Origin of the sequence: Bacillus sp. FSL K6-0138 (assembly GCF_037982765.1) — a bacterium.
Lineage (GTDB): Bacteria > Bacillota > Bacilli > Bacillales > Bacillaceae > Bacillus > Bacillus glycinifermentans.
Genome location: NZ_CP150286.1, coordinates 4,021,020 through 4,039,805, shown reverse-complemented (window position 1 = coordinate 4,039,805; position 18,786 = coordinate 4,021,020). Strand labels below are relative to the sequence as shown.

Genomic DNA, 18,786 nt, shown 5'->3' with positions numbered 1-18,786 from the left:
AAATTTTTGTTTTTTCATAAAAAAAACATTCAGAATGAATAGAAATGACCCGATAAGAAAGTATATGGGAGACTTTATTAGGATGTAAAGATGCAGTGAAAATGTAACTTTTGCAAGTTGTATAAATAATGAAAAGTTCTTAAAATAAGAAAGGAACCTATCATAAATTATAATGCGTGCATTTTTTTTGCGGAGAATGTCAGCGCTAATTTGCGTTCTTCGTCTCTGTTTGGTGGAGTCGTCTGACGCTTGCGCTTTTCTTATATATAAATAATAAATGGGGGTACACGATTGAAAAGGGCAAGTATTGTGAGAGAGAAAAAATACTATGAATTAGTGGAGCAATTAAAAGTTCGATCACAAGACGTTACGTTTTCCGCTACAAAGGCCGTAGGACTGCTTATGCTGTTCAGCAGATACCTCGTCAATTATACATCAGTGGAAAGTGTCGATGACATCACCGAGGATTGCGCAGAACTTTATTTTAATTATTTAATGGACAACCATAAGCGTCTAGGCATTAATTTAACAGATATCAAACGTTCCATGCAGCTGATTGGGGACATCCTGGATGTCGAGGTGAATCACTATTTAAAGGACTTTTCTTTGTCGAATGTGACGCTTTGGATGAGTCAGGAAAAATAAACCCGCGTTTACCATACCCAAGCATTTTATTATTTGTTAGAATAGTAATAAAATGCACCAGCTTGCCTAAAGATGCGCGCATTCGCTGCCGTGAACGCGCGCATGACAGGCGCCGGCGGTTTGCAATATACGAAATGCGCGGCGGCTCGGCCAATAGGCGCTGCCTAAAATGCCGCCCGCCGTCTTTTTCTGCAAAAGCTGGGGTTTCAAAATTATGCCAGCGTAAAAGGCTGCCGGTTAACAGGCGGTTTTAAAATGCTTGGATAGGCGGTGAACGTTTCCTTGTCAGCTGAAGATACTTTAATTGAACTTTTAAAAGGAGCAGGTATGTTCTTTTTGCATCCGCTCTTCTATTTAATGATGATCATGAGTCTTGCCTACGGCTATGCCCGTATCAAACGTGAAAGAAAGACATTTCAGACGCGCATTGAAGATATACATGATGAATTCAAGTTTACATATTCTAAAGGGCTTTTGGCGGGAATCCTCTTGTCCATTGCCACTTTTGGCTTAGGCATCTCGCTTCCGCTCGGAATGCTCATTTTGATAGCGGCTGCGACTGCGATCTTTGCTTTGACATTCAGACAGAGCCTGCTGTCTTCGGCTTATACGCTTGGGGTGAGCATCGTCATCGGCTGCTGTGTCGTTTATTTCTATCCGGAAGCGGCGGATGCCGTTCTTCCGCAGCTGTCCCTTGCAAATTGGTCAGCGGCGGCGGTATTGCTCGGTCTTCTTTTAATAACAGAAGGCATACTGGCATACAAAACGGCTCATGTCCGGACGTCTCCGTCGATCGTAATGAGCAAGAGGGGGCTGCCGATCGGACAGCAAATCGCCGGCCGGACATGGCTTCTGCCATTGTTTATTCTGATTCCGGGCGACGCGATCCAATCCTCTGTTCCCTGGTGGCCCGTTTTGACGTTCAACGGAGACGCCTTTCAGTTATTGTGGATTCCGTATATCATCGGTTTCGGCCAGCGGGTGCAGGGATCGCTTCCAAGCGAAAGCATCAAGATTACGGCGAAGCGCGTCAGCATTCTCGGGGTCATCACATTGCTGATTGCAGCCGGGAGTATATGGTGGCCGCCGCTTGCCGTCGCAGCAGCGGGAGCCGCTATAGCAGGAAGGGCTTTTTTAACATGGAAACAGCGGGTGAACGACAATTCCGCGCCTTTCTATTTTTCAAAAAGGGATCAGGGACTGATGGTCCTCGGCATCATTCCAAACACGCCGGCGGCCGATCTGGGCCTTCAGATTGGCGAGATTATTACGAAGGTCAACGGTGTAGAAGTGAAAAATGTGGCGGAGTTTTATGAAGCTTTGCAAAAAAACCGCGCCTTTTTCAAGCTTGAGGTGGTCGGTTTGAACAATGAAGTTCGTTTTGAGCAAAGGGCTTCATACGAAGGTGAGCATCATGAACTCGGGATTATCTTCGTGAAAGAGGAGGGGCTGCCTTCCGAACATTCCGAGGCTGCAGCATCTGCTGAAACCTTTTAGCATATTCTTTTGAAGAAAGCGTCATCGTCCGGCGCTTTTTCTTTTGTTTAAAGGATTTGTATATCGTGAGAAAAGGAGAATGAGAAAGATGAAGACGGCTTTTCTAACCGGTGTTGCTGTTTGCCTTGTTTCAATCGTGATTTCGTTTGCGGCGGAGGACTGGACATTGGTTTTCAAAATTTCGGGCACGGCCGGCCTCGGCGCGGGTCTTCTTTCCGCTTTATTTTCAGGCGCATTCGTCAGCGGGGACCGCTTCAGGGGAAATCACCACTCGGAAACAGAGGAGCACAGAAGGGCAAATCGCAAGATGACGAACGCCCTTGCGTTTTTCGCGATTCCGAATCTGCTGGCGGCCGGTGTTTCGTTCTTTTTTGCGTTTTAACGGGCTTTGTTTCGAATAGCGCCGCATGAAGGTGGGTATGATAATGAAGTGAGTGTCTTGGTTTGTCCGTTTCTTTGTTCTTTAATATAATCAAATAAGATCAAGAAACGTGAGGAGGGTTTTTGTGTTTACAAAAGCCGTTTTTGCACTAATTTTTCCTTTCTTGCTTGTCTTGTTTTTTACAAGGGTGACGTATAACCATTATGTAGGCATCGCCCTTACAGCCGCTTTATTGTTCGCCTCATATCTGAAAGGCTACACGGAAACCTTTTTTATCGTTGGACTCGATATTGTCTCCCTCGTGGCCGGAGCGCTGTATGCCGCCAAAAAAGCGGCCGAAAAGAAGGAAGAATCATAGAACCCGTTTGGATGATTGCCGTTTGAACCCTGCTTTTGAAGATAAAAGGAGGGGTTTTTTGATAGATGGGAAACGGCGGAAGACGCAGAAAAATACGAAAACCGAACTTTAGTTCGTATTTTTTTGTTGGATGTGTTAAAATAATATAACAGGAAGATTTCGTAAGGAAACGGAGGCTTTTTTGTGAAAGACCGCTTTGAATTAGTCTCAAATTATCAGCCCCAGGGAGATCAGCCGAAGGCGATCGAACAGCTTGTGGGAGGCATACGGGAAGGCAAAAAGCATCAGACGCTTCTGGGTGCGACAGGTACAGGGAAGACGTTCACCATTTCAAATGTGATTCAAGAGGTCAATAAACCGACCCTCGTCATCGCCCACAACAAAACGCTTGCCGGACAGCTGTACAGCGAGTTTAAGGAGTTTTTCCCCAACAACGCAGTCGAGTATTTTGTGAGCTATTACGATTACTATCAGCCTGAGGCGTATGTTCCGCAGACTGATACGTTTATAGAAAAAGACGCCAGCATTAATGATGAAATAGATAAATTAAGGCACTCGGCCACATCGGCGCTTTTCGAACGCAAAGATGTCATCATCGTGGCGAGTGTTTCTTGTATTTACGGTTTGGGTTCGCCTGAGGAATACAGAGAACTCGTGCTCTCGCTGAGAACGGAAATGGAAATCGAGCGAAACGAGCTTCTCAGAAAGCTCGTCGATATCCAGTATGCGCGCAATGACATCGATTTCCAGCGCGGAACGTTCAGGGTGCGCGGGGATGTCGTCGAAATCTTTCCGGCTTCAAGGGATGAGCACTGCATCCGGGTCGAATTTTTCGGCGACGAAATCGAGAGGATCAGGGAAGTTGACGCACTGACGGGCGAAATTTTGGGTGAGCGCGAACATATCGCAATTTTTCCGGCTTCCCACTTCGTCACCCGTGAAGAAAAAATGAAAAAAGCGATTTTGAACATTGAGGCGGAGCTTGAAGAGCGGCTCAAGGTTCTGCGCGGCGAAGGCAAGCTTCTCGAGGCTCAGCGCCTGGAGCAGCGCACAAAATACGATCTGGAAATGATGCGGGAAATGGGCTTCTGCTCGGGGATCGAGAACTATTCGCGGCATTTGACGCTCCGTCCGGCGGGCTCCACCCCGTATACGCTCCTCGATTATTTTCCGGATGACTTTCTGATGGTCATCGATGAGTCGCATGTCACCATTCCGCAGGTCAGGGGAATGTATAACGGCGACCAGGCGAGAAAACAGGTGCTCGTCGACCACGGGTTCCGGCTTCCGTCGGCTTTGGACAACAGGCCGCTGAAGTTTGAGGAGTTTGAAAAACACATTCATAACATCGTGTATGTATCAGCGACACCGGGCCCTTATGAGATTGAGCATACCCCTGAAATGGTCGAGCAGATCATCAGGCCGACCGGGCTGCTTGATCCGATCATCGATGTAAGGCCGATCGAAGGGCAGATCGATGATCTCATCGGCGAAATCAGACAGAGAATCGACCGGAACGAGCGCGTTCTCGTCACAACGCTGACGAAAAAAATGTCAGAGGATTTGACGGATTATCTGAAGGAGATCGGAATAAAGGTTACATACCTGCATTCCGAGATCAAAACGCTTGAACGGATCGAAATCATCCGCGATCTCCGTCTCGGCAAGCATGATGTCCTTGTCGGCATCAACCTGTTAAGGGAAGGTTTGGACATTCCGGAGGTTTCGCTCGTTGCGATACTGGATGCCGATAAAGAAGGCTTCCTCCGCTCTGAGCGCTCCCTGATCCAAACGATCGGCCGGGCGGCAAGGAACGCCGACGGGCGGGTCATTATGTACGCGGATAAAATCACGAATTCCATGGAGATCGCGATCAATGAGACGAAGCGCCGCCGCGAGCAGCAGGAAGCATTTAACCGGAAACACGGCATTACGCCGAAAACGATCAACAAAAAAATCCGCGACGTCATCCGCGCAACCTATGCGGCTGAGGAGCAGGAAGAATATAAAGTAAAAGAGGAACCGAAGCTTTCGAAATTGACGAAGAAAGAGCGGGAAAAAGTGATCGCGCAGATGGAGCACGATATGAAGGAAGCCGCAAAAGCGCTTGACTTCGAACGCGCCGCCGAGCTTCGGGACTTACTTCTAGAGCTAAAATCGGAAGGGTGAATAGAGTATGGCAATGGAACGAATAGAGGTGAAAGGAGCAAGGGCCCATAACCTGAAAAACATCGACGTCTCCATCCCCCGGGATAAGCTTGTCGTTCTGACGGGCCTGTCAGGGTCAGGGAAGTCCTCTCTTGCGTTTGACACGATTTATGCTGAGGGGCAAAGACGCTATGTCGAGTCTCTTTCCGCATATGCCCGCCAGTTTTTAGGGCAGATGGACAAACCGGATGTGGATGCGATCGAGGGCCTGTCACCGGCTATCAGCATCGACCAGAAAACGACGAGCCGCAACCCCCGCTCAACGGTCGGAACGGTAACGGAAATCTATGATTATCTGCGCCTCTTGTATGCCAGAATCGGAAAGCCGGTCTGTCCGGTCCACGGCATCGAAATTACGTCACAGACGATTGAACAGATGACAGACCGGATTTTGGAATATCCGGAGCGCACGAAGATTCAAGTGCTTGCACCGGTCGTATCAGGACGAAAGGGAGCGCACGTCAAAGTCCTCGATCAGATCAGAAAGCAGGGCTATGTGAGAGTCCGGATCGACGGGGAGATGAACGACCTTTCAGAAGATATCGAGCTTGAAAAAAACAAAAAGCATTCGATTGAAGTCGTTGTCGATCGTATCGTCGTCAAAGAAGGTGTGACAGCGCGTCTTTCTGATTCGCTTGAAACAGCGCTCCGCCTCGGCGAAGGACGGGTTATTATCGATGTCATCGGCCAGGAGGAGCTGCTTTTCAGCGAGCACCACGCCTGCCCGCACTGCGGATTTTCGATCGGTGAGCTTGAGCCGAGAATGTTTTCCTTTAACAGTCCGTTCGGCGCCTGCCCAAGCTGCGACGGTCTCGGGGCCAAGCTTGAGGTCGACGTCGATCTCGTCATTCCGAACCATGAGCTGACGCTTAAAGACCACGCGATCGCACCTTGGGAGCCGACGAGTTCGCAATACTATCCAAAGCTTTTGGAAGCGGTGTGCAGCCATTACGGAATCGATATGGACGTGCCGGTTAAAGAGCTGCCGAAGCACCATCTTGACAAAATCCTTTACGGCAGCGACGGCGAGCAGATATATTTCAGATATGAAAATGATTTCGGCCAGATTCGCGAAAATTACATTGAGTTTGAAGGCGTCATCCGCAATGTCGAAAGGCGCTATAAAGAAACGGGTTCCGACTACATCCGTGAACAGATGGAAAAATACATGGCCAATCAGCCTTGTCCTACATGCAAAGGATACCGCCTGAAAAAAGAAGCCCTGGCAGTGCTGATTGACGGCCTTCACATCGGAAAGATCACGGACATGTCCGTGGCAAACGGACTTGAGTTTTTCCGCAGTTTGCAGCTTTCCGAAAAAGATATGCAGATTGCCAATCTGATTTTGCGGGAAATTGAGGAAAGGCTCGGATTTTTAAATAATGTCGGCCTTGATTATTTGACGCTCAGCCGGGCGGCAGGCACGCTTTCCGGCGGAGAAGCGCAGCGGATCCGACTTGCCACGCAGATCGGCTCAAGGCTGACCGGTGTGCTTTATATCCTTGATGAACCGTCAATCGGCCTTCATCAACGGGACAACGACCGCCTGATTGACACGATGAAAAACATGAGGGATATCGGCAACACGCTGATTGTCGTCGAACACGATGAAGATACGATGCTTGCCGCCGACTATTTAATCGATATCGGGCCGGGAGCGGGCGTCCACGGAGGCGAAGTGATTTCAGCGGGAACCCCTGAAGAAGTCATGAATGATGACAAGTCATTGACAGGGCAGTACCTCTCAGGGAAAAAGTTCATTCCTCTGCCTGCTGAACGGAGAAAGCCGGACGGCCGTTTCATCGAAGTGAAAGGGGCAAAGGAAAACAACCTGAAAAACGTTTCCGTGAAGTTTCCGCTTGGCGTGTTCACCGCCGTCACGGGTGTTTCCGGATCGGGCAAAAGTACGCTCGTCAATGAAATTCTCCACAAAACGCTTGCCCAAAAGCTGCATCGTGCAAAGACAAAGCCTGGAGAAGTCAAGGAAATCAAAGGAGTCGAGCATCTTGATAAGGTGATTGACATCGATCAGTCGCCGATCGGCCGGACGCCCCGGTCAAACCCCGCCACATATACAGGCGTGTTTGACGATATACGAGATGTGTTTGCCCAGACGAACGAAGCCAAAGTCAGAGGGTACAAAAAAGGCCGCTTCAGCTTCAACGTGAAAGGCGGACGCTGTGAAGCATGCAAAGGCGACGGCATCATTAAAATTGAAATGCATTTTCTGCCGGATGTGTATGTGCCATGCGAAGTCTGCCACGGCAAACGGTACAACCGGGAGACGCTGCAGGTGACGTACAAAGGAAAAAATATCGCCGATGTGCTTGAAATGACGGTCGAAAATGCAGTTCAGTTTTTTGAAAACATACCGAAGATTAAGCGCAAGCTTCAAACCCTCTATGATGTCGGCCTCGGCTACATCACGCTGGGCCAGCCTGCGACGACGCTTTCCGGCGGAGAGGCGCAGCGCGTCAAGCTGGCATCTGAGCTGCACCGCCGGTCAACAGGAAGATCCCTTTACATTTTGGACGAGCCGACTACCGGTCTGCATGTCGATGATATCGCAAGGCTTTTGACCGTCCTTCAGCGCCTGGTTGATAACGGTGATACCGTGCTTGTCATCGAGCACAATCTCGATGTGATCAAGGCGGCCGATTACTTGATTGATTTAGGGCCTGAAGGAGGGGAAGGCGGCGGAAACATTGTTGCCTCCGGACCGCCTGAAGACGTGATCAAGGTCGAAGCTTCCTATACAGGACGTTATTTAAAGCCGGTGATTGAACGCGACAAAAACAGAATGAAAAAACGGCTTCAGGAAAAAGAAGCCGTCAGACCATAGCAATCGAGGCTGCCGACGCAACGTCGGCAGCTTTTTAGAATATAGAAAAAGCCGCGGCTTGGCGGGAAAACGGTCCGTCAGCCGGGATGACCTACTCTTTTTTCTGCCCGAGGATTTGTTTCACCGCTTCCATCAGACTGTTGGTGATATGTGTGCTGCTGCTGAGCAACACTTTCAGATAGCGGATATCATTCGAAAGCGGAGTCGCGAAGTTAACCGATTCCAAGTGATTAATGATACCTTGGTTGATCCTTTTTTGTTCCTGAATCAGTTCAAAAAGCTTCGGGGTGTATGGCCCATGTTCCTCCGGTCTTTGTTTCATGACGCCGCCTCCTTTTCTTTACTGGGCTTTCCCCATATTGTAAAGGGTTATAAAAAAAGAATCTATTCATAAAATCTAAAAAAATCATTTTGCGAAGATTGACGCATGCCCATCGAATGAAATTGAAACGAAACGGCCAAGATACACGTAGACTTGAGTATAATGACATTGTACATTGGACTTAAGAAGAGGATCTGTTTAGGTCAGGAGAGTGATGTGAGTGACACGAAACAACGCGCTGATTGCTGCAATTTGTTATTTTAGCGTTTTTTTTGCCCCGCTTATTTTGCCTATCGCCGCGTATTTTATAACAGATGATCAAGAAACGAAAAAGCATGCGATGCGCTCGCTTATTTCGCATATCATTCCGTTTATCAGCGTGGTGATATTGGCTGCAGGCGCAATAAGCGGAACGGTTATATTTAATGATGGCGGATTTTTAGCGTTTTTTTCTGTTTTTGGAGGCATCATTTTTTTCGTGGTCATCAGCTTGATAATTGCGATTTGGAACGTGGTCCAAGGGATTAAGATGCTGACGCGGGTTTAAAAAGAAGGAGAACGGGGGATTTTCATGAAAAATGAAAAAGAACGGATTTTACAATTGGTTGAAGAAGGGAAGCTTTCCGCAAAAGAAGCGCTGATCCTGATCGAAAAACTTGAGGAAGACTATAAGGAAAAAGAAAGCAAGATCACGGCATTATCCGAGAATGTCATCGATTCAGACCAATTTTTTAACGAAAAGAAAAAAGATCCGAAGCCTTCGATCGGTTCCAAGCTGTTTGAATGGATCGATACCGCCGTTAAGAAAGTAAAAGAAGTCGATCTTGATTTGAATTTTGGGCAATCATTCGAAGTCCAGCATATTTTTCAGTTTAAAGATACGGATTTTTCAACGCTGGACGTTCAGCTCGCCAACGGCAGCGTCAATCTCGTCCCGTGGACAGACCCTGACGTGCGCGTTGAGTGCCAGGCGAAAGTGTACCGTGCCGAAGATCAGGATGAAGCGAGACGGGCTTTTCTCGAGCATATAGAATGCGGCGTCGAAGGCGAGAGATTTTCGGTCCGTACGGAGAAAAAAACGATGAAGACCAATCTGACCGTCTATATTCCAGACAAGGAATACGGTAAAATCCGTTTCAAGCTGTTTAATGGTCCGATCAGGGGGGAACATTTAAACGTAAAAGAGCTTTCGGCGAAAACGACAAACGGTATTTTGTCGTTTTCCGGGCTGACTGCAGGCAAAGCTGCACTGGAAACAGCCAACGGGCAGATCAAACTGGCAGATCATGAATGCGGCGAGATTGAAGCGGAAACGATTAACGGGTTGATCGATGTGAAAGGATCGTGCGAGGCTCTTGATTTGCAGAGCTTTAACGGCAATATTGCCGCGACAGTCAGGAGTCCGCACTGCCGCTCGGTTTATGTGAAAACAACCACAGGCAGCATCGAATTGAATGTGCCCCGCGACTGCGCCGTGACAGCCGAGCTGAAAAGCAATCTCGGTTCCCTGTCAAACGCCCTGTCCGACGCGGAAATCCTTAAAGAAAAAAATGAAACGATACAGAAGGAAATGCATATTAAAGCCAATCAAAATCATGATCACAGCATGACGGTATTTTTAGAATCAAAAACTGGATCGATTCATCTAAATCATACACAGGAGTGATACAATGAAAAGGCTATTTCGATCCGAAAAAGACAGAAAGATTGCCGGAGTCGTCGGGGGTCTGGCTGAGTATTTTAACATGGACGCCGCACTGCTGCGAATCATCACGGTCTTATTGTTTATTTTTTCGACGGGAATTCCCGTGCTGCTGATTTATATCGTCTGGGTGTTTGTAGTTCCGAATGAAGGAGACGTTAAGTAGATGATAAGATGGATTATAAGCGTTCTTGTCAACGCTTTGCTGCTAATTGTAATTGCCGGTTATTTTGACTCGGTTCACGTTGGAAGCGTCGGCGCCGCCATTATGGCGAGTTTGGTTTTATCGATTTTGAATGTCATTGTGAAGCCGGTGCTGATTATTCTCACGCTGCCTGTCACGGTTGTTACGCTCGGTTTATTTTTATTTGTGATTAATGCCGTTACATTGTATATGACGGCAGCGATTATGGGGGACAGCTTTAACCTGGACGGCTTTGGAACAGCTATATTTGCATCGATTGTCCTGTCGGTTTTCCACCTGCTGATCCAAAAAGCGATCATCGAACCGATGATGACAAGAAAATAAAAACGAAGAGCCTGACATGTTCAGGCTTCTTTTTTTGCTTCATAAAAAAGGCGTGACAAGGCAAAATACGAAAGGGAGGTAGACGATGAAAAAGAACAGAAACCGCCAAACCCTTTTGTTGATTGTCACAGCGTGTCTTTTGGTTTTGCCGGTGTCAGCCGCTGATGCAGGTGAAGCACTGCCGGCAAATGCCTCAAACTCTCCTGTTATGCATACGCCCGTAGAAAAAGGGAAGAAGGGGGAGGATCTGCTTTTTACCGCAAAGGCGGCTGCCGACACCGTTATCCTTTATTACAAGCAAAATGAAGAATTGCCGTTTCGGGCGGTGCCGATGGAGATCATCCCGGGCAAAAAGGAAAGCTACATTGCTAAAATTAACAGCACCATGTTAACGTCCGACAAGGTCGTTTATTATATTGAAGCACAAGCTGGCGATCATTATGCCAGAACGGATTTGTACACGATCGATGTGAACGGGTTTCTGGCCGACATACAAAAGCTGCCTGAGCTTTTGATTACCGAAATGGTCGTCGATTCGGCCAATGTCGGCGGCAAGGACGGATACGAATTTATCGAGGTTTATAACAATACAACAAAGCCTATTCATTTGAACGGCTACAACATCAGATACAGACATCCTGAAAAGGGAAAGGAGTCTGATGCGCTCTGGCCTTTTGAACAGGAAGATATCAGGATTCCTTCCGGTAAAACGCATGTGTTTTGGTTGAAAAACGAAGCGAACGCACATCTAACCGCGGCCGATTTTAACCGCTATTACGGTGTTCATCTTCAAGAAGGCAGAACGCTTTCCGGATTGAAAGGCGGCATGGCCAACATGGCATCAAGGGATCTGGTTATCACAACGGACAGCGGGGATGAGATTGCTGCCGCACATTACCGCCATGAACCAGGCCGGACTGACGTGGTTAAAAACAAGGCGATTCTTTATAAGTACCCGATTGACGGATCGAAGCAAATGGCGAAAATATCGAGCGGGGAGACGAAACCCTCTCCAGGTTCGCTTTTAAGGGAGCAGACGCCGTCGGAAATGGTTACCGTCCTCCCAGATAGAGAAAAGCCCCGAATCAGGGATCTGACCGTCCATCAGCCTGTAAAGCCCGGGGAGGCAATACAGCTCCTCGCCGAGATAAAGGACAATAAACGGGTCAAAAAAGCGCAGTTTTTTTACAGAATGAACGATGATGAGCCTTTTACAGAAGTAAGCGTCGAAAAAAGCCAAACAGACGGCCTTTATCGGCATAACATTTTTTTTGCAGAATTTATCGGCAAGGAAAAGCTTGAGTATTATATAAAAGCCAGTGATGGGTCTAACGCGGTTACCGGGGAAAAGAAAACGATCTCTCTCGAGCAAAGCTTTTTAAAAGGGCTCAGGTTGAATGTAGAGGAGCGCGGCACGGTTTCAGGGAACGTGCTGCTGAAAGCTACATCAGAAAGGCCGCCTGAGGAGACGGTCATCCGGATTGACGGGAAAGAGCAGAAACCGGCGGGTACAGCCCTTGAAAAGACGGCTTACTTCGCCTTTGACGCTAACAAAACCAACCTTTATTTTAAAAATGCGGTGACGATCGGAAAGCGGGTTCACAAAATATTTGACGATACACACCAACGATATACGACGATCACCGTACCGATTGCGTCTGAGGAATTTTCAAAGGGCAAACCCTTTTCGATTAAAGTCCGTTCAGGTACTAAATCGTCTCCGTTTCAACAATCCTCCGCTGAAAACCGGGACGATTTTTTGTTGAAAAACCCGCGTCTGGTCTTGGGGGACGGTACGGTCATCCGCGATGAGCGCTATTGTGATCCGAAAACTGAGCTCCGTGTCGGAGACAATCGCGATGCACGGGAATGGTACGAATTTCGTTTTTCCCTTGAGGACGGCTGTTTTAAGGCACTTGCCTTTCAGTGGAATACAAAAGCCTGGAAAGAGGGCTGGCATACGGTTGAAGCGGAGAACAGGGAGGAAAAAGTAAAACGGAAGGTCATGGTCGACAACAGCGGCCCTCTCATAAAAGCTTCCGTGAAAGACGGCAAAACGTATAAAGGTGCTTTTACGCTTGACGCGGATATTCATGATAAGCGAAGCGGCATCAAAGAAATCAAAGCGTTTCTCGACGGTAAAGCGATTTCTTTGCCTCATGGTGCAACATCCGCAGAGCTTGCCCCAGGCAAGCATGTTTTTAAAATAAAGGCAGCCGATGGAGCGGGCAATGCGTCCGTTACAAAAAAGGTGTTTCACGTTAAAAAAGAACAGCCGGAAAAACCCGAAAAAGTAAAGGCTCCGACCGGCAGTACACAGGCTGACCTGGCCGTTCGCGTCAAAGATCCGACAAAAGACAGAATGAAGGTTTCTTTTTATCGTGGTTATCAATATACAGTAAAAGACGATGAACATGTAAACGTATCTACGTACGGTAGCGAGACGGAGCCGCCAAGGGGCTTTGCCCCCGGCGGGGAAAAACCGCTGTCAAAAAAGGAGAAAAGCAGCATGGCCGCAGTTGACGGACGAGGCTTTGAAACCGTCTCAACAACCCGGTTCCCGTATCACCGCTTCGATGTGAAAATCGATGAACAAGTCGATGAGAACGATCAAGCGGAAGTGACATGGCGTGGAAGCTCCCTCCCGGGGAGAAGGGTGTCCATGTTTGCCTGGAACTATAACAAACACCGATGGGATGCGCTTGTTTATCATATCGCAAAAGACAGCAGGAACTTTACGCTCAAAGGAAGCATAAAGATGGCCGACCATGTCCGCAAATCCAGGGCAAGCATCATCATCCAGGATCAGATCCAGCTTTCCCACGACGACTATACGTTTATCTGGATGTCTGACACTCAATATTACGCGGAAAGCTATCCGCACATTTTTGAAAAGCAGGTGAACTGGATCGCCGAGCAGAAGGACAGGCTGAACATTCAATATGTCTTTCATACAGGGGATATTGTCGATGAAGCGGACCAGCCCGCTCAATGGAAGCGGGCCGACCAATTTATGAAGGTGCTCGATGACCGCCGGGTGCCGTACGGAGTTCTCGCCGGCAATCACGATGTCAGCCATAAAAGCCGCTCCTATCTGCGGTACGGCAAATACTTCGGCGAACGGCGCTTTAAAAACAAGCCGTTTTACGGGGGCACCTATTTGAATAATAAAGGGCATTACGATTTAATTTCGTGCGGGGGCAATGACTATATCATGATCTTCATGGGCTGGGGAATCGGAGCGAAAGAACTGCGGTGGATGGATGAGGTGCTGAAAATGCATCCGGACCGAAAAGCGATCTTGTCGTTTCACGAATATTTGCTCGTCAGCGGCAATAGGAGCCCGATCGGCGACAGGATCTTTGAGCATGTCATCAAGCCGAACAAAAACGTAATCGCTGTATTAAGCGGCCATTATCACAGCTCGAATTTGAAAGTCGACAAGCTTGATGATGACGGTGACGGACACACTGACCGGAACGTATATCAAATGCTCGCGGATTATCAAGGCGGGCCGGAAGGCGGGCAAGGCTATTTAAGGATTTTTCATGTCGATCCGAAACGGGACACGATTCATGTCAAAACATATTCGCCATACCTTGATGATTATCATTTTTATAATCCGGAGCAATACGGAGCAAAAGACGAATTCAGCATTAAAACCGATCTAAAGCCGCGCCGGAAAAAAGTAAAAACCGACTACTTTGAGCTGAATGTTTTTTCTGATCAGCAAATCGGCCAGACGAAGAAGATCAGAAGCGGAAAAACGGCATCGGTAACATGGGATCAATTAAAGCCGAACACCAGCTATTTCTGGTATGCTGAGGCTTTTGACAAATACGGCGGAAAAAGCCGGTCTGACATTTGGAAATTCACGACGAAACAAGAAGATATGAAGCCGTTTTCAAGTGGTAAAGGGTCAGAGTGGCCTGCTTCCGCACACCATAGAAACATGTCGGACAGTTCTGCAACAAAACCACCACCGGGAGCCGCCCGCGCGGTATGCGAAGCGGGACTCCCTTCCTTGATCAATGTCTTAAAAAACCGGCTTCCGATTGCCGAAATTGGATTTTTGCTGGCTGTATACACGATTTTTGGCCGTAAAAAGCACTTGTTTTCCTAGCGGAAGGCAGGTGTTTTTTATTTTTTCATGCCGCGGATGGGGGCCTGTTTGTTTCTATAGACCGATAATATGGTGATCGCGCCAATTACAATAATGGAGATGATGGCAGCGGCTAAGTAAAGTTTTCCAAATCCCGTACCAATGCTCTCTTGAATCGCATCTGTAATGATTTGTTTTATATTAGGATCCGGAATTTGGCTGAGCTTTTCTTTCAGCTGCAGCGCATTTGTTTCGCCTCCTGCAAATGAATTCGCGGAAATGCCGCTGTCCTTTAGTTTTTCGGTGATACGGCCGGCGATATTTTCGTAGCCGGCCGTAATAAATCCGGCATAAATCGCGGGCGCCAGTGTCAGTCCCATTTGCCTGACGAGCGACAATGTTCCGAGCGCGGTTCCGTAATGCTGTCTTGCGGACTCTGATACGAGCATATTTAAAGGCGCGCCCAACAGAAAGCCAAAACCGATCCCGGCAATCACGCTCGCTAAAACAAATTCCCATTTTTCCGTCACCCAGACCGACAACAGCAAAAAGCCCAAAAATGAAACGGCTCCTGAGAGCAAAGTTGTTTTGACCGGCCCTTTTTTGTCAGCCATCATTCCGCCGAGTCCCGCTCCTGCGCCTGAAGCAAGCGCAAGCGGTGTCATCCAGTAGCCTGCTTTTTCCGGGGCGACATGCAAATACTGCTCCGCATATGAAGGAATAAAAATGACGGCAGCCAACAGCCCCCCGGATAAGAAACCGATAAAAAGCGTCCATTGAAACACTTTGTTTTTCAATAAGCTGCAGGCGAGGATCGGATCTCCGCCTTTTTGCTCGACCCGTTTTTCATAAAAAAACAGTCCCGCAAACAAAACGAGGCCGGCCGCGGCAAAAAAGAAAACGCTTGGATCGGCCAGGCCGGTCAATACATCTTGGCCATTAAGATTTGTTATGCCGTACATAACAGACAAAATGGCCAAAGATAAAATGACGGTTCCCGTCAGATCGAGAGGCTTGATTTGATCCGCTTTTGTTTCGCCGATAAACGGAAAGCTCAACAGGACGAGTCCGGCGGCAATCGGCAAATTAATCAAAAACAGCCAATGCCAGCTTCCGGCGATATCAAGAATGAAGCTGCCGATATTCGGACCGAGCACAGCGGCGATCCCGTTCATCGCACCTAACAGTCCAAGCGTAGTCCCCTGTTTTTCTTTCGGGAGCGCCGTGAGAACATGGGAGCTTCCGATGATGAAAATGCCGCCCCCGCCAAGCGATTGAATGAGACGCGCCGCTAAAAACACCGGAAAGTTTTGGCTGATGGCAACCAATAAAGACCCTATGCCAAAAAGCGTGACCTCTGCAATAAACAGTTTTTTTCTTCCGTAACGGTCTGACAGCTTTCCGACAATCGGAACACTGACGGACAAGCCTAGTGTATAAAGCGTAATTCCCCATGCTCCCCACGAAGGGGACACTTGAAAAGACTCATTGATGGTCGTAAGTGCTGCTGAAATAATCCCATTGTCCAAGGCTGCCATAAACACGCCGACCGTAAACAGAACAATTGCCCATTTCTGGTTCGGTTCGTCTACCGGAAGAGTGGCTGGCATCATGATTCCCCCCTTATATCATTAACTCCAAACTAATAATTCACTTTAAGTGAACTATTTTCATCATCCTTCAAAATCCTTGTTTTGTCAAAAGAAATTTTTCATCAAAAAAAGCCGCGCTTGTACCGGCCGCGGCTTTATTAGTCTGATTCATTTGATTTCAGCGCTTTTTCAAGGATGCTGAGCCCTTCATTCACTTTTTTCTTTTCTTCTTCATTCATCATTTCGAGGGCTTTCTTCAGATTCCCATGCCCTTTTTTATACAAGCCTCGGAAAATACCTTTTGCTCTCTCCGTCAATTCGACGACGATCGTTCTTCGATCTGTCTCAGAATGCGTTCTTTTTATAAAATCGGCCTGTTCAAGACGGCCGATAAGCCCGGTCATATTAGGCAGGGAGGCGCCCATTTTTTCGGCGATCTCCGAGACTTTCAGTTTTCCGTGGTTGTTCAAAAGCATTAATACTTTCATTTGCGGCATACTGATATCAAGCTTCATCCATTCAGAGACATCCCCGAGTCCAGCCGCTGTCAGCACTTTCATATAAAGAACCCATGTTTCCTTTTCCTCGGGAGAAAGGATGTCCTCGTTCAGCACGGTTGTATCGTGAATGTTGTATTCCACGCTCTGTTCACTTCCTTTAAACGTTCCTCTCTTCATACTACTGATTTTTCGGGATGAAAGAAAGTCTTTCGCCGGGTAGCTCTGGGGAATCGTCATGAAGCTTTATCAAAAATTGTTTTAGGTTTATTTTGAAAGTGATAGAATAAAGCTGAATGTCTAGTTTTTCTTCACCTGAGAAGAGGAGGGTGCATCAATCGTGCCGAAAGTTCGAACAAAAGATGTGATGGATAAATTTAAGCTGGAACTGATCAGCGGAGAAGAAGGAATCAACCGTCCGATTACGATGAGTGATTTGTCAAGGCCGGGTCTTGAAATGGCGGGATATTTTACATATTATCCGAAAGAACGGGTCCAGCTGCTTGGGAAAACGGAAATTACCTTTTTTGAGAAACTCCCTGAGGAAGAAAAAAAACAGCGGATGCTTTCTTTGTGTACTGAGATTACGCCGGCGATCATCCTTTCGCGGGATTTGCCGATTCCCCCGGAACTGATCGAAGCTTCTGAACAAAACGGCGTCCCTGTACTGCGTTCGCCGTTGAAGACGACGCGTCTGTCAAGCCGTCTGACGAATTTCCTCGAAAGCCAGCTCGCGCCGACGACGGCGATCCACGGCGTGCTCGTCGATGTGTACGGTGTAGGTGTGTTGATTATTGGAAAGAGCGGGGTCGGAAAAAGCGAAACTGCATTGGAGCTTGTCAAAAGAGGCCATCGTCTTGTAGCCGACGACTGCGTGGAAATCAGGCAGGAAGATCAGGACACGCTGATCGGGAGTGCGCCTGAATTAATTGAGCATCTCCTTGAGATCAGAGGCCTCGGCATCATCAACGTAATGACGCTTTTCGGCGCGGGAGCCGTCAGGAGTTTTAAACGGATTACCCTTGTGATGAGCCTTGAGCTTTGGGAGCAGGGAAAACAGTATGACCGTTTAGGGCTTGATGAAGAAAAAATGAGAATCATTGATACCGAAATTCCAAAGCTGACCATTCCGGTCCGTCCGGGGCGAAACCTCGCCGTTATTATCGAAGTGGCTGCCATGAACTTCAGGTTGAAGCGAATGGGCCTGAACGCTGCTGAGCAATTCACCAATAAGCTTGCGGACGTGATCGAAGACGGTGAGCTTGAAGAATAGGAGTTGACAATATGAATGAAACGATTGAACCTTTAAATCCGATTGCCTTTCACTTAGGCCCGATTGCCGTCCACTGGTACGGGATCATTATCGGCTGCGGAGCGCTGCTCGGATTGTGGCTGGCGGTCAGGGAAGGCGAACGAAGGGGGCTTCATAAAGACACTTTTGTGGACCTCGTTCTTTTTGCGATACCGATTGCGATTATTTGCGCGAGAACGTACTATGTCATTTTTCAATGGGACTATTACAGCAAACATCCCGATCAGATCGTTCAAATATGGAACGGCGGCCTGGCGATCCACGGCGGCCTTATCGGAGCCGTGCTGACGGGGATCGTCTATTCAAAGGTAAAGGGCATTTCCTTTTGGAAACTCGCCGATATTGCGGCGCCGAGCATCCTTTTAGGCCAGGCGGTCGGCCGCTGGGGAAACTTTATGAACCAGGAAGCGCACGGTGACGCCGTATCAAGGGCGTTTTTGGAAAATCTGCACTTGCCTGATTTCATCATCAACCAAATGTATATTAACGGGCAATATTATCAGCCTACTTTTTTATACGAATCATTATGGAGCTTTACGGGAGTCATCATTTTACTTCTTTTGAGAAAAGCGAATTTAAAAAGGGGCGAGCTGTTTTTACTCTATATCATCTGGTATTCGATCGGACGCTGCTATATCGAAGGCCTGCGCACGGACAGCCTGATGCTGACGCAATCGCTCAGAATCGCCCAAGTCATTTCGATTGTTCTGATCGTTTGCGCGGTCGCGCTCATTCTGTACAGACGGTTTAAAGGCGATCAAATTAAACGATATCAAGAGATGTAGACTGCATGTAAAG

Annotated in this window: 16 protein-coding genes; 13 read left to right on the top strand and 3 right to left on the bottom strand. The window is 47.8% G+C overall.

Features of this window, described 5'->3' with window-relative positions; genetic code table 11:
- Positions 1-291 precede the first annotated feature (291 nt).
- The 6 genes from MHB78_RS21290 to uvrA all read left to right on the top strand — a co-directional run bounded on the left by MHB78_RS21290 (position 292) and on the right by uvrA (position 7,932).
- Positions 292-645 carry a swarming motility protein SwrAA gene (locus MHB78_RS21290; protein ID WP_046129470.1) on the top strand — a complete coding sequence of 118 codons (354 nt, stop codon included), beginning with the start codon at positions 292-294 and terminating at the stop codon, positions 643-645.
- A gap of 327 nt (positions 646-972) precedes the next feature.
- Positions 973-2,142, top strand: a complete 1,170-nt coding sequence (locus tag MHB78_RS21285; RefSeq protein ID WP_046129499.1) for a PDZ domain-containing protein — start codon at positions 973-975, stop codon at positions 2,140-2,142.
- 88 nt (positions 2,143-2,230) lie between these two features.
- Positions 2,231-2,524 carry a DUF5316 domain-containing protein gene (locus MHB78_RS21280; RefSeq protein ID WP_046129471.1) on the top strand — a complete coding sequence of 98 codons (294 nt, stop codon included), beginning with the start codon at positions 2,231-2,233 and terminating at the stop codon, positions 2,522-2,524.
- Between the two features lie 124 nt (positions 2,525-2,648).
- Complete coding sequence (locus MHB78_RS21275) at positions 2,649-2,882, top strand: CsbA family protein (RefSeq protein WP_046129472.1); 234 nt, start codon at positions 2,649-2,651, stop codon at positions 2,880-2,882.
- Positions 2,883-3,065: 183 nt separating this feature from the next.
- The gene (uvrB, locus tag MHB78_RS21270; RefSeq protein WP_046129473.1) at positions 3,066-5,051 is read left to right on the top strand and encodes an excinuclease ABC subunit UvrB; all 1,986 of its coding nucleotides are present in this window, start codon (positions 3,066-3,068) and stop codon (positions 5,049-5,051) included.
- A gap of 7 nt (positions 5,052-5,058) precedes the next feature.
- Positions 5,059-7,932 (top strand): excinuclease ABC subunit UvrA, encoded by a 2,874-nt coding sequence (gene uvrA / locus MHB78_RS21265; protein ID WP_046129474.1) that lies wholly within the window; start codon positions 5,059-5,061, stop codon positions 7,930-7,932.
- Between the two features lie 91 nt (positions 7,933-8,023).
- Here the strand turns inward: uvrA and MHB78_RS21260 are convergent, their stop codons facing one another.
- Positions 8,024-8,254, bottom strand: coding sequence for a hypothetical protein (locus MHB78_RS21260; protein WP_046129475.1), 231 nt, complete (start codon positions 8,252-8,254; stop codon positions 8,024-8,026).
- Positions 8,255-8,474: 220 nt separating this feature from the next.
- Between MHB78_RS21260 and MHB78_RS21255 the strand changes: the two genes are divergently transcribed.
- The 5 genes from MHB78_RS21255 (at position 8,475) to MHB78_RS21235 (ending at position 14,608) form a co-directional block, all read left to right on the top strand.
- Positions 8,475-8,801 carry a membrane protein gene (locus MHB78_RS21255; protein ID WP_046129476.1) on the top strand — a complete coding sequence of 109 codons (327 nt, stop codon included), beginning with the start codon at positions 8,475-8,477 and terminating at the stop codon, positions 8,799-8,801.
- A 24-nt stretch (positions 8,802-8,825) separates the two neighbouring features.
- Positions 8,826-9,920, top strand: coding sequence for a DUF4097 domain-containing protein (locus MHB78_RS21250; protein WP_046129477.1), 1,095 nt, complete (start codon positions 8,826-8,828; stop codon positions 9,918-9,920).
- 4 nt (positions 9,921-9,924) lie between these two features.
- Positions 9,925-10,122, top strand: a complete 198-nt coding sequence (locus MHB78_RS21245; protein ID WP_046129478.1) for a PspC domain-containing protein — start codon at positions 9,925-9,927, stop codon at positions 10,120-10,122.
- Positions 10,123-10,485, top strand: coding sequence for a phage holin family protein (locus MHB78_RS21240; RefSeq protein ID WP_046129479.1), 363 nt, complete (start codon positions 10,123-10,125; stop codon positions 10,483-10,485).
- Positions 10,486-10,570: 85 nt separating this feature from the next.
- Complete coding sequence (locus MHB78_RS21235; RefSeq protein WP_046129480.1) at positions 10,571-14,608, top strand: metallophosphoesterase; 4,038 nt, start codon at positions 10,571-10,573, stop codon at positions 14,606-14,608.
- A 17-nt stretch (positions 14,609-14,625) separates the two neighbouring features.
- Here the strand turns inward: MHB78_RS21235 and MHB78_RS21230 are convergent, their stop codons facing one another.
- Together MHB78_RS21230 and MHB78_RS21225 are read right to left on the bottom strand one after the other, a co-directional pair.
- Positions 14,626-16,197: an MFS transporter gene (locus tag MHB78_RS21230; RefSeq protein ID WP_046129481.1), complete on the bottom strand. Its 1,572-nt coding sequence runs from the start codon at positions 16,195-16,197 to the stop codon at positions 14,626-14,628.
- Positions 16,198-16,337: 140 nt separating this feature from the next.
- A complete protein-coding gene (locus MHB78_RS21225) occupies positions 16,338-16,820 on the bottom strand; it encodes a MarR family transcriptional regulator (RefSeq protein ID WP_046129482.1) in 483 nt (160 codons plus the stop codon).
- Positions 16,821-17,016: 196 nt separating this feature from the next.
- Between MHB78_RS21225 and hprK the strand changes: the two genes are divergently transcribed.
- Both hprK and lgt read left to right on the top strand, forming a co-directional pair.
- Positions 17,017-17,949, top strand: coding sequence for an HPr(Ser) kinase/phosphatase (hprK, locus tag MHB78_RS21220; protein WP_046129483.1), 933 nt, complete (start codon positions 17,017-17,019; stop codon positions 17,947-17,949).
- A gap of 11 nt (positions 17,950-17,960) precedes the next feature.
- Complete coding sequence (gene lgt / locus MHB78_RS21215; RefSeq protein WP_046129484.1) at positions 17,961-18,773, top strand: prolipoprotein diacylglyceryl transferase; 813 nt, start codon at positions 17,961-17,963, stop codon at positions 18,771-18,773.
- Positions 18,774-18,786: the final 13 nt, after the last annotated feature.